Source organism: Emticicia sp. (assembly GCF_043780375.1).
GTDB lineage: Bacteria > Bacteroidota > Bacteroidia > Cytophagales > Spirosomataceae > Emticicia.
In genome coordinates this window covers 1-14,693 of the sequence record NZ_JAYWCU010000123.1, presented here as the reverse complement: position 1 = coordinate 14,693, position 14,693 = coordinate 1, and the positions used below count along the sequence as shown (strand labels likewise).

General features: G+C 33.6%; 11 protein-coding genes. 4 read left to right on the top strand and 7 right to left on the bottom strand.

Going from position 1 to position 14,693, the window contains the following annotated elements:
- Positions 1–25 precede the first annotated feature (25 nt).
- Complete coding sequence (locus tag ACH2CJ_RS09865; protein ID WP_394992496.1) at positions 26–1,345, top strand: alpha/beta hydrolase family protein; 1,320 nt, start codon at positions 26–28, stop codon at positions 1,343–1,345.
- A 64-nt stretch (positions 1,346–1,409) separates the two neighbouring features.
- Here ACH2CJ_RS09865 and ACH2CJ_RS09860 read toward each other — a convergent pair whose 3' ends face one another.
- A complete protein-coding gene (locus tag ACH2CJ_RS09860) occupies positions 1,410–2,873 on the bottom strand; it encodes an MBOAT family O-acyltransferase (protein ID WP_394992494.1) in 1,464 nt (487 codons plus the stop codon).
- A gap of 50 nt (positions 2,874–2,923) precedes the next feature.
- On the bottom strand, positions 2,924–3,976 hold the full coding sequence (locus ACH2CJ_RS09855; protein WP_394992493.1) for a hypothetical protein: 1,053 nt from the start codon (positions 3,974–3,976) through the stop codon (positions 2,924–2,926).
- A 124-nt stretch (positions 3,977–4,100) separates the two neighbouring features.
- On the opposite strand from ACH2CJ_RS09855, the gene ACH2CJ_RS09850 reads away from it, so the two are divergent.
- Both ACH2CJ_RS09850 and ACH2CJ_RS09845 read left to right on the top strand, forming a co-directional pair.
- Positions 4,101–5,321 carry an ABC transporter permease gene (locus ACH2CJ_RS09850; RefSeq protein ID WP_394992491.1) on the top strand — a complete coding sequence of 407 codons (1,221 nt, stop codon included), beginning with the start codon at positions 4,101–4,103 and terminating at the stop codon, positions 5,319–5,321.
- Positions 5,322–5,482: 161 nt separating this feature from the next.
- Positions 5,483–6,814: a DEAD/DEAH box helicase gene (locus ACH2CJ_RS09845; RefSeq protein ID WP_394992489.1), complete on the top strand. Its 1,332-nt coding sequence runs from the start codon at positions 5,483–5,485 to the stop codon at positions 6,812–6,814.
- A gap of 102 nt (positions 6,815–6,916) precedes the next feature.
- Here the strand turns inward: ACH2CJ_RS09845 and ACH2CJ_RS09840 are convergent, their stop codons facing one another.
- The 5 genes from ACH2CJ_RS09840 to rbfA all read right to left on the bottom strand — a co-directional run bounded on the left by ACH2CJ_RS09840 (position 6,917) and on the right by rbfA (position 13,717).
- Positions 6,917–8,110, bottom strand: a complete 1,194-nt coding sequence (locus ACH2CJ_RS09840) for a nucleoside permease (protein WP_394992487.1) — start codon at positions 8,108–8,110, stop codon at positions 6,917–6,919.
- Between the two features lie 114 nt (positions 8,111–8,224).
- Positions 8,225–10,726, bottom strand: coding sequence for a M1 family aminopeptidase (locus ACH2CJ_RS09835; protein ID WP_394992485.1), 2,502 nt, complete (start codon positions 10,724–10,726; stop codon positions 8,225–8,227).
- Between the two features lie 121 nt (positions 10,727–10,847).
- Positions 10,848–11,981 carry a hypothetical protein gene (locus ACH2CJ_RS09830; protein WP_394992483.1) on the bottom strand — a complete coding sequence of 378 codons (1,134 nt, stop codon included), beginning with the start codon at positions 11,979–11,981 and terminating at the stop codon, positions 10,848–10,850.
- Positions 11,982–12,067: 86 nt separating this feature from the next.
- Entirely contained in the window at positions 12,068–13,273 is a 1,206-nt protein-coding gene (locus ACH2CJ_RS09825) for an ABC transporter permease (protein ID WP_394992481.1), read from the bottom strand.
- Between the two features lie 72 nt (positions 13,274–13,345).
- Positions 13,346–13,717, bottom strand: coding sequence for a 30S ribosome-binding factor RbfA (gene rbfA, locus ACH2CJ_RS09820; protein ID WP_394992480.1), 372 nt, complete (start codon positions 13,715–13,717; stop codon positions 13,346–13,348).
- Between the two features lie 261 nt (positions 13,718–13,978).
- On the opposite strand from rbfA, the gene ACH2CJ_RS09815 reads away from it, so the two are divergent.
- Positions 13,979–14,693: DUF6427 family protein (locus ACH2CJ_RS09815; protein WP_394992478.1), on the top strand; the 715-nt coding region annotated here is incomplete at its 3' end.

The window sequence follows — 14,693 nt, the reverse complement described above, 5'->3', positions numbered from 1 at the left end:
TTCAACAAATTCAACCTTTCTAACAATGAAATCACGTTCGAAAAAATTTCTGTTAACAACTATCAGCTTTGTAATTTTTCAATTTTTTAATACTCTTCAAATTTTTGCACAAACTACTACAGATCCTTTTATTTATGGTGATGCTCTGCCCGATGCTCCCGAATTAGCTCAACGTGGAGAGTACAAAATCGGAGTTCGCACACTTGATTTTGTGAATAAAAACCAAGTAGATGTTTTGAAATCTAAAGGCGGAATTGACCCACTTTATGACCGCCCATTAAAAGTTGAAATTTGGTATCCTGCAAATTTACCTGCTGGAGTAAAAGATTTGGTAACTTATGACCAAGTAATGGGTTCGTCGAATGACCCAAAAAGACCTTTGATTCCATTTACATTTATGGGAAGAGCTTTGCGTGATGCCACCCCCAAAACAATCGATGGTACATTTCCATTGATTATCGTTTCTCATGGATATTTAGGTTCAAGATTACTCTTAACTTATTTGACAGAAAACTTGGCTTCAAAAGGTTACATTGTAGTAGCCATCGACCATACCGAATCTACATTTAAAGATGCGGCTGGTTTTCCGAGTACACTACTCAATCGCTCAAAAGACATTTTATTTATTCTTAATCAAATAGCAGATTTAGGCAAAGCCAATAGTCCTAATTTCTTGTCAGGTGTAGTTGATACCGACAATACAGCACTCATTGGCTATTCAATGGGTGGTTATGGTGTACTAAACGTAGCTGGAGCAGGTTACAGCGAGCAGATACTCAAAACCTTTGGTTCATTAAGTGGAGGTAGTAAAGCTATTGATGTGCGTATTGGCACTCATCCTGATTACAAATCAACAATTGATAGCAGAATCAAAGCAGTAGTTGCATTTGCTCCTTGGGGAATGGAGCGTGGTGTGTGGGATGCTGAAAGTTTGAAGGGTTTGAAAATACCAACATTTTTTGTGGCAGGTAGTCAAGATGATGTTTCGGGTTACGAAAAAGGCATAAAAGCAATTTATAATGGTACGATTAATGCCAATCGCTATATGCTAACCTATATGAATGCCCGCCACAATGTTGCTCCAAATCCTCCGCCTGCAGAATCACTAAAACCTGGTTTGCACATTGATGAATATTACCGATATGCTGAACCTTCGTGGAATGAACGCCGCATCAATAATATCAATCAACATTTTGTAACGGCTTTTTTAGGAATACATTTGAAGAAAAAAGATTTTGGAAAATATTTAGACTTGAAAGAAAACTCTAACGAAAAAACCTGGATGGGATTTAAACCTCGTTCTTCTACTGGTTTAGAATTGCTTCATGCGGAGGCAATGAAATAAGAAAATGCCTTATTTGGCTGAAAAACTTACAAAGTTCAGCCAAATATTTTCAAAAAACCTATCTTTAAAACTGAAAATAAATAAACTGTGCAGGAGTATCAAAAACACCCAAAATAAAAAAAAGCATGATAAACACAAAGTAAATTGCCCAACGAAGCACTAATGGTTTGGTTGCAATGATTTGTCTGATACTTTTATCTCGTTGAATATAATGGACCGTTTCCATGAAAATAATCAGAATGACTGCAATACAAAACTCAACTAAAGTTTGGTTAAGAAATACATTTTGAGAAACATAATCAAATTTGAATAACTCGGTCATTGAAGGCAAATTACTAAACAAATGTGTTACCAAATGCCAACATTGACTCATTTCGAGGTAATTTCCCCTAAAAAATATCCAAGCAAAAGACACCAAAGCAAAAGTAATTGATGCCTGAATTGTCTTGAATAAAAATGGTATTTTAGTAATTCCTGTAACTTTATTAATATAATCACGTGGTTTTTGCGTCAAAATTGCTCCAATTAAATAAAGACCGTGCAATGCTCCCCAAATAATAAAATTCCAATTTGCTCCGTGCCAAAGTCCACTCATGGCAAAAACAAAAAATACGTTAAAATATCTTCGATAAACATTTACTCGATTTCCGCCCAAAGGAATATACAAATAATCTCGAAACCATGTTGAAAGCGAGATATGCCATCTTCTCCAAAATTCTGAAATAGTTTTAGAGAAATAAGGTCGGTCAAAGTTTTTCATTAACTTAAAACCCATCACTTCGGCGGTACCAAGTGCGATGTCAGAATAACCTGAAAAGTCGCAGTAAATTTGAAAAGAGAAGAAAATCGTAGCTATAATAATTGGAATCCCCTCATGTTGAGTCGGACTATCATACACTTGATTAACAAAAATTGCTAAGCGGTCGGCTATGACAACTTTCTTGAAAAGCCCCCAACCAATGAGCTGCAATCCGCTAACAACACGCTTATAATCAAACACTTTCACTTCATAAAACTGCGGCAAAACATTTTGAGGTCGCTCAATTGGCCCCGCTACCAACTGCGGATAAAACATCACATAAAGTGCATACAATCCAAAATGTCGTTCAGCTTTCTGTTTTCCACGATAAACTTCAATCGTATAACTCATGGCTTGAAAAGTATGAAACGACAAGCCAATAGGTAATACAAAATCTAATAATTTATAATGGGCAATATCTGCCTGAGCCAAAGCAAAAATAGCAAAATTGGTGTATTTAAAAAAAGCTAAAACGCCAATATTGGCAACCAAACTCATAATTAAATACCACTTCCGCTGCTTTCCTTCTGACTTTTCGATGAGTAGTCCTGCATAATAATCGACAACAATAGTGAAGCCCAGAATCAGTAGATACTCTGGTCTAAAAGCCATATAAAAAACACAACTCGATGCCAATAACCACCACCAACGATGCTTGTGCTGCAAAACAAAGTAAACAAGCGTAACGATTGGAAAGAAAATGACAAACTCTATTGAATTAAAAAGCATTTAGATTTGAGATATGAGATATGAGATATGAGATTGAAAAACTCACTATTTCATCTGCTATTGACTAATTTATTTTCTTTTACCTTTTCTATTAGTTGTTGGGTGCGAATATCTCGCCCTTTAACATTCAAATGATAAACCATGTCTTGGCACAAACTATCGGCATAAACAAAGTCTTCGGGTTTGCCAATAATAGGAAAACGAGCATCATTTTCTAATGCAGTCTGTAATTTTTCAATAATTTCTTTGTCGAATTGAAAAGAAGATTCAGCATAAGATGGATAAACATAAAATACCTTCACTCCTATTTTCTGCATTTTTTCGTAGAAAGCATTCATATTCGCAATGGGCTTCATGAAACTTACTTTATCGTTGATTATTGATCTTGGAATAGGATTAACTCTTGGATTATTGAAATGGCTTATCAAATCACCATATTGATTGATGGCTTTTCTAAAGAAAATATTCGTTGTATCGGCAACACTTGCTTCGGCAGATTTTCCCTTAAATAGTCTTTCAAGTGTAAGCCGAAATGACGAAACCCTTACTTGTGTATTTTCACCAATATAGCAAATTACCCTATTTATACCAGAAAAAAAAACAATGGTTGCGGGAAATGTTTTAACCAAAATATTATTTTTTTTCAACTCATCATCGTTTACTTTGTAAGAAAACCAATCTTTTGCTTTTGGAAATAGATTGGTCATCAATATTTTTTCTTTAAAATTGCCTCCACTTGAAATAATGTATTCAAAACCCATTATTACGGTATCGCCTTTGTGTAATTCGGGTGTAATTTGTTGCAACATAAAATCTGTGCCATAATCATAGTGCATCGCCATATTGGCTACAGGCTTGTGCAGAGAGTCTTCAATCATTTTGCTATTTATACCATAAGCAAAATTTGACCCAGCAATCAAAACAATTTTGGGAGATTTTAGGCTTTGTAGCCGAGCATATTTATCAATGATTGTAGCCGTGTAGGAGTTTTCAAGGTCGTGTTTTTGATAAGGATTGAAGTCATAAAGAACTTCAATTATACCCCAAGTCAATAGAAATAGTAAGGAGATTTTGAAAAGAAATTGTTTTGTTTTTTTATTCATAATTATGAGTTCTGGTCAGAGCTTCTCTATTTTACAGAAAATATATAAATTGTGAAACTAAAAAATGATAGTTTTGTAAAAAATACTTAATTCCTGAAATAGCGTTCAATATTTAAAATACCCAATGAATTTACCTCGTTTTATTGCTCAACGTATTCAAAAAACTAAATCTACCTCCTTTACTTCCACGGTTACAAAAATTGGTGTGGCAAGCATTGCCATCGGTTTGGCGGTTATGATTGTATCGTTTAGCATTTTGATTGGCTTCAAACGCACCATCAAAGACAAACTTTTTAGCCTGAGTTCACATATTCAAGTCAGCAAAATTACATTGAATCAGTCGTTTGAGGAAACTCCGATGCCAATAAATACAAAATTTTATCAAAATTATAGAAAAAACCCTCAAATTAGGCACGTACAAGCTGTTGCCAACAAAGCTGGGATGCTTAAATCGTCGGAAGAATTGGCAGGCATTGTGATAAAAGGAGTAGGAAAAGATTATGATTGGCAGAATTTTTCAGAAAATTTGGTTGAAGGACGAAAGATTAATTTTCAAGACTCTACTTATTCCAGTGAAATAATTATAAGTCGGAAAATTGCTACGCAACTAAAAATCAAACTTTCTGACGAAGTTTTTATCTATTTTATTCAAAACCCTCCACGTATCAGAAAAGTAAAAGTTGTGGGTATTTATGATACTGGTTTGGAAGAATTCGACAAAAGTTTTATATTGGGTGATTTGAACTTAGTTCAAAAAATGAATGATTGGGACAATCAAACCACTGGCCATTATGAGATTTTCTTGAATAATTTTGATCAATTAAACCCCGCTGCCAAACGAATTTTTGACGACATCGATCAGGATATGCAAGTAACAAAAGTTACCGAAATGTTTCCTGCCATTTTCGATTGGCTTAACTTAATGGATAGAAATATCATTGTTATTTTGGCTCTAATTTTGGTTGTGGCAAGTTTCAATATGATTTCGGTTTTGTTAGTAATGATGATGGAACGAACTCCCATGATTGGTTTACTTAAAGCATTAGGTTCTGACAACTCAAAAATCCGTAAAATATTTATATTCAATGGATTAACAATAATTATAAAAGGAATTATCATCGGAAATTTTATCGGACTTGGACTTTGTGGGATTCAATTTTTTCACCGAGTGATACCTCTCGAAGCCGAAAGTTATTACATGAATTATGTACCAATTGATTTTGATTGGGGCATAATTTTATTGATAAATCTCATAACGATTTTGTTGGTTTTGGCGGTTATCACGATTCCAACTTTTGTGGTTTCGAGAATGAAAGTGATAGAAGCATTGAAATTTAGAGAGTAGTTCTGAAAGAATAGCGTACCTTTGTTCATAAATTAATTGATATTATTGAATTTTCAATGAAAAAAATGCCAAGATTTTTGTATAAATTATTTCAAAGCAAAAACCACATTCGTAATTCATAATTCCTAATCGTAGCGGCGAACCGCTCGTATTTTTTTCTTATGACTTTTGATGAATTAAATCTTAATAAATCGCTCTTAAATGCTTTAAATGACTTGGGTTATACAAATCCAACGACCATTCAGCAAAAAGTATTTTCTGTGGTGATGTCAGGCAAAGATGTATGTGGAATTGCCCAAACAGGCACAGGAAAAACGTATGCTTATTTACTTCCTTCTCTTCGACAATTTCAATTTTCCAAAGATAAATTACCTCAGCTTTTAATCATTGTTCCCACTCGTGAATTAGTTGTGCAAGTGGTCGAATCAGTAAAAAAGCTAACAACTTACATGACACTTTCGGTCGTTGGAGTTTATGGTGGGGTCAATATGAAACCTCAAGTTGCTGAAATTGCACAAGGTGTTGATGTTTTGGTAGCAACGCCTGGCAGATTAGTTGACTTGATGACAAATGGTGTGATAAAGACAAAAGCTATCAAAAGACTCGTAATCGATGAAGTAGATGAAATGTTAAATCTTGGTTTTCGTGCCCAATTAAAAGTCGTTTTAGATTTACTTCCTCCTAAAAGACAAAACTTGATGTTCTCGGCAACGCTGACCGAAGATGTAGAAGTGTTGATTGATACTTATTTCAATAGTCCAGTCCGAATTGAGGCTGCACCATCGGGTAGTCCGCTCGAAAATATAGCTCAAACTGCCTATATTCTGCCTAATTTTTACACAAAAGTAAACTTTTTAGAGCTTTTATTCAGTCAAAATACTGATATGAGCAAAGTTTTGATTTTTACAGCAACCAAGCAATTAGCCGATGATTTGTTTCAGCAATTAGACAAAAAGTTTCCGAATGAAATTGGTGTAATTCACTCAAACAAAGCTCAAAACAATCGATTTAATACTGTCAAAGAATTTCAAAATGGCGAAATCCGCATTTTGATTGCAACTGATATTATTGCTCGTGGTTTAGATATTGCGGAAGTGTCGCATGTTATTAATTTTGACATTCCTGAGGTGCCTGAAAATTATATTCACCGCATCGGACGAACAGGAAGAATTGACAAAAAAGGTATTGCTATTACATTTGTTACTGAAAAAGACAAAGAGCAGCAGGAAAATATTGAGAGTTTGATGAATTATCAAATTCCGATGAAGAAATTGCCAAAAAATATTGAGATTTCGGATTTATTGACTGAACATGAAAAACCACAAGTTCAGATGAAAAATATTGTTCTAAAAATAGTAAAAAAAGAAAATGTTGGTGCTGCTTTTCACGAAAAATCAGAGAAAAACAAAAAGGTAAATGTAAGAAGAAACCACGATGCCGAAATGAAGAAAAAGTATGGCAAAGCCTATAGAAAAGGAGTAGAAAAGTCTTAAAAAGTCTTCAGTAGATAGTTTTCAATGAGCGAACTTCTATAAAAAATTGGCAGTTTTCAATACAATAATACTGAAAACTGCCAATTAAAGACTGAAAACTGTTTACACTTTCACTTTGGTATTATCCTTAAAAATCAACACAAAAAGCACCAAAACTATGGCAGCAATTGCGGCAGGAATCATCCAAATTGAAGTCCAGTTTTTAACGCCGTCAATGGTATAAATATCGGTTACATATCCAGCCAATTTTGAGCCAATAGCCATTCCGATGCCATAAGTTGCCAACGAAATTAGTCCTTGTGCTTGGGCTTTTATCTTGACACCTGCCTTATTATCTGTATAAATTTGCCCCGTAACAAAGAAAAAATCAAAACAAACACCGTGCAACAATATCGCACAATATAATACCCATTCGCTGGTTACAGCATCACCATAACCAAAACAAATAAAACGAATTATCCAGCCAACTAAACCAATTGCCAACATCCATTTTACGCCAAATTTTTGAAAAGCAAAAGGTATCAAAAGCATAAAAATCACTTCAGATGCTTGTCCAAGCGACATTTTATTCTCAACATTTGTCATTCCAGAATCAGTTAAAGAAGGATTTGCCATCGAATAATAGAATGATAAGGGAATACAAATCAAAACTGAAGCAATAAAAAATATTGTAAATGACCTATCTTTAAACAAAGCAAAAGCATCTGCTCCAAGAATTTGAGCAAAACTCGGCTTTTCAGTAGAAACTTTTGGAGGTGTCTCAGGTAAAAGAAAACTGAACAAACCTTGAACAACTGCGGCAAACATTGCGATCTGAAATATTGTTGATTTATCGCCCACAGCCATAAAACCAATAATATTTGTAACAACTATCCAAGAAACAGTTCCCATAACTCTAATTGAAGGAAAATCTTTCTCAGGACTTGTAATATGCCTCATCGCAATTGAAGTAGTCAGCGAAATTGTTGGAGCAAATGTTAAACAATAGACCAAAATGTACCAAAAGAAATTTCCTGCATCATCAATTTGAGTTATAAAATACAAAATCACAGCTCCAAGAAGATTCAAAACTCCTAATACTTTTTGTGCAGAAAAATAGCGATCAGCAATCATTCCAACAAAGAAAGGAGAAATAAGCATTGCTATCGAAAAAGCCATATAAGCATTACCAACTTGGTCGCCTGTGGCATTGAGTTGGGTAAAAAGAAACTTACTCATTTGACCATACCATGCTCCCCAAACAAAAAATTGGAGAAACATCATGACCATTAATTTTACTCTAATAGAAGTGTTCATTTTAATTTTAGGGTTTATTTAAGAAATTGAAGTTAATGGAATTTTTAGCAAAAATCCGATTATTATTTCTTTGAAAGGCAATTTTTATTCAAAGCCGTAATAAATACTTTTTTTCTAAAAATCCTTAAATTGCTCATAAATTTTCTGTAAACGGACATCTTTTTCGGCCGCTACTATGTTTTTTATTGCTTTTTTTACCTCTTTATTTTCGTCAATTAATGCTAAAGTTTGAACTCCTGCAAAACGAACATACCATTGCGAATCTTTCGTTGAAATTTGAGTCAATAACGGCAAACTTTTAAGTTGAATTTCGGGCTGAGATTTTACCAAATATGTACCAAATATACCCAAAACTTGGTATAAATCACTCCCTTTCATGTTTTTTAAATGATTTTCAAACCATACAAATCGCTCAGGGGAAGCTTCATCGGCAAAATAATTAGCAACCGCTGCAAAAATATTAGGATTGGTAGAAGTATCAAATTTCATGGCTAATTCGACAGCATCTGGCGGGCGATTTGACAAAATAGCTTCAATGGCAGCCGCTTGAACCGTGTAAGAAGAATCATTTAAAGCTTGACGAAAAAGTTTGTCATTTTGTGAATTTTGGAAGCCTTTTACAGCTAAAATTGCATCTGCACGTACATACGAACGTTCATCATTCTGAATACAATATTGCAACGCACGTTCAACTTCCAAAAAATCATCACCATCGTAATTGAATAATTTCTGTACAGCAAACTGGCGTATTCGCCAAAATTTATCTTTTGTTGCATCAATCAATAATTTTCTAATCGCTTTATCGGCAGGAGGATTATAAGCAGTACTATCGTCTTCTGGAATAAAGGTAAGCGTTTCCAAAACATTCAACTTTGTAGCAATATGGTCTGAATTATAAAATTGCTCAATCAATTCATCTTTCGATTTCTTATGCTCAATCTTACCCACTAAAATATTTTCGGGGTCGAGAAGCACCATTTTTGGAGCTGATTTCGATACAAATTCAAATATTTGTTCGGCTTTTTCAAGCAAAATCTCGTATATAATCTTTTGATTATCAGCTAAAATAGCTACTTTCAAAGGCAACCGATATATTGTAGAATAGGTTATATCCTGAATTTGCTTAATCTTCAATTTTATTTTTCCATCAACAAAATCCTGCGAAATTTGCAGTACAGGATGTCCAGATTTCATAAACCATTGGTCAAAAAACCAATGTAAATCTTCTCCAGTAACTTGTTCAAAAGCTATTCTTAAATCATCAATTTCGGCGTTTTTGAAAGCATTTTTAGTTAGATATTGCCTCAATGACTCAAAAAATGCCTCGTCACCAACTTGACTTCTCAATAATTGTAAAATTCGACCACCCTTAGCATAAGAATGTGAATCAAACATATCTTCTTTTTCTAAATAATGATAGCGAATAAGAGGCTCTTGTTTTTCTTGTGCTTCGGCAAAATATTGTTGTAAGGCGTTGTAAGCAACCAAATCGCCTTCATCTCTTCCATATTTTTGAGTCATCCACAAATACTCAGCATAATTAGCAAAGGCTTCGTTCAAGGGCAAATTTGCCCACGATTCGCAGGTAACCAAATCGCCAAACCAATGATGAAACAATTCGTGGGCAATTACTCCATCATCATTATCATCAACTAATTGATTTTTATCTTTTTGTATAAAATCGCCATGAACTGTAGCCGACGTATTTTCCATTGCACCCGAAACGTAATCTCTTACAGCAATTTGAGCATATTTATCCCATTGAAATTTAACACCCAAAATTTTCTCAAAATACTTAATCATCTCTGGCGTGCGACCAAAAATATTGAAAGCATATTTCTCAAACTTGGGCTCAACATAATAACTCACCTCAAAACCTTTAAAATTGGGGTCAACCACTTTTTTAAACTCTCCTAAGGCAATCATAGTTAAATATGGCGAAGCGGGTTTATCTTGCTTCCAATAATCTATTCTTGTGCCGTCAGCATTTTGTTTGGAGGAAATCAACTTACCATTGGAAAGACTTATAAAACTTTGATTATCAACCGTTAAGAATATTTCTTGCGTCATTTTCTGATTAGGTGAATCAATGGTAGGAAACCAACAAGAGTTGGCTTCAGTTTCCCCTTGCGTCCAAATTTGGCGTGGTTTGTCATGTTCCAAGCCGTCAGCATTAATAAAATAAAGCCCCTTGTCGGCCGTAATGGCTTGACTTCCGTTAACAGGCAATTCGTTGGGCTTAGCAATATATTTTATTTGAACCGTTAGCGTATCTTTTCTTGTAAAAGTTTTACCTAAATCAATTTTCAAAATACGTTTGTCATAATCATATTTTAAAGGCTTATTTTGCATAGTAATGTCCTGAATATCAAAGCCTTTAGCATCTAATTCAAGAAAATTTTGCTCATAAAAATGAGGTTTGAAAGTAATTGTAGCTAAACCTAAAAGTGTTTGTTTCGTCCAATCAGGTTTGAGTTCAAGTTTAGTATGAATCAAATCATTTTTCTTGGTACGCTCGGCGTTATAATTGCCCTGTGAAGGAATAATTTTGCCTTGCTGCTGAGAAAAGGAAGCAAACGGAAGGCATAAAAAAAACAATAAATGATGAGACTTCATTATTTCTATATTGACAAATTTTTATGGCTAAACTACATAGAATTGACGATTTTAACGAAAAAGAATTTCAGTATAAACACTTAAACATCAACACTTTGCAATTGTAAATTGTAAATTATTTTTAATGGCTTAATTTCTTCTCATTCTTCATTGGTTTACGAAAATCAGTAAAATAATATTCTTTTAATTTCCGTAAAATATACCCATCTTCAACAGTTTCGACCCAATAGTCTCGCTTAAATTTAAAATCATCAAGACTTGCATAGCCGCCTTTTAGCGTCAGCGTAACAATATTTCTTTCGGCATTATATTCCCATGAAGTTTCGTCAGTGTCAATATCCAAAAAATCTACTCCTGCACAAATTCTAACTTTCGGGTCACTTTCGTAATCATAGGCTATCTTTCCCTCAGTATCGAAGCTCATAATTAAATTATTGATTGTCAGTTTCGATTCATCATAAATTGTCAAGAAAATATCGTTTCTTTCGATTTTATTCTTGACCAACATCCAACGTTTCGACTTATCTAACAAGTCTTTGCTTAGAGCAGCATAATCTACCACTATAACTGGAGTAATTTTAGCTTCAACTGGTTTAACTTCTACGATTGTTGAAGTAGTTAACGTAGATAAGTTAGCAGTATTTACTTGGGTATTTGGGTCTTTTTGAGCCACATTATCAACAACAACTATTGCTTGGGCAATATGTTGTTTTTCAGAAACTATTTGTTTAATTTGAACAGCGGTTTCATTTTTTTTAAGTAGAGCGAGTTGGATTTTTTCTGTTCGGGCTTTTTGTTTTAAATCTTCATAAAACTCTTCTCCAACTTTGTGTAATATAAAACCATCTGAGATACGCTCAATTTTATAACTCCGTTTAAATTTAAAATCTTCAAGACTCGAATAGCCGCCTTTAATAGTCAACGAAATTTGGTTGTTGAGTGAGTCAAACTCCCACGAAGATTCATCTGTAACAATGTCCAAAAACTCAATACGAGTATCAGATTTGAAAGAAAAATTGGTTTCATAATCATATTCTATTTTCCCTCCCGATACAAAACTCATCACGAACGTATTGGCTTTGAGCTTTGAAGTTTTATAGGAAGTCAAAAATATCTCATTTTTATCAATTTTATTATTAACCAAAATCCAACGCTTTGATAAAGCGAGAAGTTCATTCGGTCGATACGCAATGTTCTGGGCATCAATCTGAGAAAAAACTAAAAGCAAAATAGCAGTTTTTAGGTATTTGTTCATTTGGGGTTAGTCAAAATATTGTCAAAAGCAGTAAGATGATAGTCTTTAAAAAATGCTCGTTGATAGGTAAATATTTTTAGAATCACTTACGAAATTTTTGCTGCTCGTTGTGCTGGCAAATAAGATGCAACAAGTGTAATAATTATCATGGCGAAAGCAGTTAAAACAAAGTCTGAAAAATTCATTTTTACAGGATAAGCATCAATTATTGCACTTTGCATACCCATTTTTATCAAGCCATATTTTTCTTGTAAATAGCAAATCAAGCCACCTAAAAATAACCCGACAATTGCCCCTATAAAAGAAATAATTGCTCCCTCACTAAAAAATATTCTCTTAATTAACGTCGCATCGGCTCCCATCGCTGAAAGAGATTTGATATCGTCTTTTTTATCAATGACAAGCATTGTCAGTGAAAAGAAAATATTGAATGACGCAATGCCAATAATAAACAGTAAAGCTACAAAAATGAATAACTTTTCCCATTTAATGGCTCTAAATAAAGTAGCATTTTGCTCATCTTGATTCTGAATCAAATACTTTTCACCAAAGATATTTCTTATGTCATTTTGTGCTTTTTCAACGTTTACATTTGGCTTTAACTGTACTTCTAACGCAGTTCGTTTATTGCCATATTCGGTCAGCTGTTGGGCAAATGCCAAAGGTACATACACAAAATCATCATGAAATTGTTCTAAAGAGTAAACCCCCGAAACATTGATAATTAAGGCATTAATATTATCTTGTGGATTAAGTGAAATGGTTTTATTGTTTCTGGGATACCATATTTCAAGTGGTTCAATAATATTTTGCAATGAAATGTTTAAGGCAACATATACGTTTCCGCCTATAAAAGCATAATTTGTACTATCTTTAGATAAAACAAAATTTCCCTCAACCAAAGATTCTTTTAAACGACTATGATTTTGAAATGTATCATCAACTCCTTTTAGATTAACAACCATTTGTGAATTATTATATTTCACCAAGGCATTATCTTGAATCACTTCGGTTACAAAGGCAACCTCTTGTAACTGCTTGATTTTTGTAATCTTATCATTTTCTAAGACAAAATTTTTCCCAATAAGAGCCGAAATTTTAATATCGGGGTCAAAAGATTTAAAAATCTGTCTATTCAAATCTTCTAAACCATTAAAAACCGATAAAACAATTACCAAAGCCATCGTACCAACACCTATCCCCAACATCGAAATGATGGAAATAAAATTGATAAAACTTTTCTTTTTTTTAGAAAAAAAATAACGTTTGGCTATTAATAATGATAAGTTCAAAGGTTTGAAATTTTTAATGTTATTGTACTGTCAATAGTAAAAACTAAATACTATAAACATCGAATATTTTGATTATTCTCCCTCCACAGATGCAGGTGGAATAACAATATTTGCAAAAAGTGCATCCATTTTCTGTGCATATTCTGCCGTATCATCAATATAAAATTGCAGAAAAGGTATTATTCTGAACTGATGACGTACTCTTTCTGCCAAGTGATTTCGAATCACTTTAGTATTTTCTCTAATAATTTGCAAAAGACCTTCTTTGTCTTTTGTCAACATAAAACTCATATAAACCCTTGCGATTGCTAAATCTGGTGTGGTTTTTACGTCAGTTATCGTTACAAATGCTCCATCAAATGCTGTTCTCATTTCACGCTGAAAGATTTCTCCTAAATCTTTCTGAATAACCTTTGCTACCTGTCTTTGTCTTTTCGTTTCCATTTTAAACTAATTTTGAATGTTAGAATGGGTGAATGATATAATAAAAATAAACCTAACTATTTACACAAAAGATTTGTTCACTCATTCTATTATTCACTCATTCATCATTATTTCCACAAATATCCGCATTTTTTCGGGTTAAATAAAGTAAAGTTTCTTACATCAAATACTTTTTTCATAACTTTGTACTGAATACTAAATTTTACTGCCTTGCTAACATTTTTCAGATTAAACTCTTTATTCCATATTTTTTCGCTGCTTTTGCTTGTTTTAATCATTAAGCTTCCTTTTTTTGGCGATAAATTACCCATTCTTTTACCCGAATTGGAGTGGATGATAGTCGGTGAAAAGATACATAGCGGTAGCTTTTTATACAAAGAACTTTGGACAAACGTTGGTCCTTTGTCAGCATTTGTCTATTGGTTAATTGATGTTTCGTTTGGGAGAAGTCAGTCGGCTTATGAGTTTGTTGCTATACTAATTACCTATTTTCAAGCACTTTACTTCACTTTTGTTTGTAATACACGCCAAACGTATCTCGAAAAAAATTATGCCCCTGGACTTATTTATGTATTGCTGATGAGCCTTTCTTTTGATATGACAAAGCTCTCACCTGTTTTACTTTCGACGACCTTTTTGCTTTTTGCATTTAATAAATTGATAAAGCAGATGGAACGCCGTGAAGGGGTTTCTGATGAAGTGTTTGAAGTTGGACTTTACATCGGAATCGCTGTTTTGTTTCACCAACCTTCAATGATTTTTATATTTTGGGGAGTTGCCTCACTTATATTTTTTACCAACGCCAATCTCAGACAACATTTTCTTGCCATACTTGGCTTTACTTTGCCTCTCTTTCTAACTGCTTTGTATTTTTATTTTTATGATAGCCTCGATGAGTTTAAGTATAATTGGTTTAGTGGTATTTTCAGAATCAAGCAATATACTCTCGAAGACTTTAAAAGTGCATTGATTGCTA

What these genes read in the sequence shown, in the direction of transcription:
- ACH2CJ_RS09865 (WP_394992496.1), top strand. Translation starts at nt 26, where the DNA reads ATGAAATCACGTTCGAAAAAATTTCTGTTAACAACTATCAGCTTTGTA.
- ACH2CJ_RS09860 (WP_394992494.1), bottom strand. Translation starts at nt 2,873, where the DNA reads ATGCTTTTTAATTCAATAGAGTTTGTCATTTTCTTTCCAATCGTTACG.
- ACH2CJ_RS09855 (WP_394992493.1), bottom strand. Translation starts at nt 3,976, where the DNA reads ATGAATAAAAAAACAAAACAATTTCTTTTCAAAATCTCCTTACTATTT.
- ACH2CJ_RS09850 (WP_394992491.1), top strand. Translation starts at nt 4,101, where the DNA reads ATGAATTTACCTCGTTTTATTGCTCAACGTATTCAAAAAACTAAATCT.
- ACH2CJ_RS09845 (WP_394992489.1), top strand. Translation starts at nt 5,483, where the DNA reads ATGACTTTTGATGAATTAAATCTTAATAAATCGCTCTTAAATGCTTTA.
- ACH2CJ_RS09840 (WP_394992487.1), bottom strand. Translation starts at nt 8,110, where the DNA reads ATGAACACTTCTATTAGAGTAAAATTAATGGTCATGATGTTTCTCCAA.
- ACH2CJ_RS09835 (WP_394992485.1), bottom strand. Translation starts at nt 10,726, where the DNA reads ATGAAGTCTCATCATTTATTGTTTTTTTTATGCCTTCCGTTTGCTTCC.
- ACH2CJ_RS09830 (WP_394992483.1), bottom strand. Translation starts at nt 11,981, where the DNA reads ATGAACAAATACCTAAAAACTGCTATTTTGCTTTTAGTTTTTTCTCAG.
- rbfA (WP_394992480.1), bottom strand. Translation starts at nt 13,717, where the DNA reads ATGGAAACGAAAAGACAAAGACAGGTAGCAAAGGTTATTCAGAAAGAT.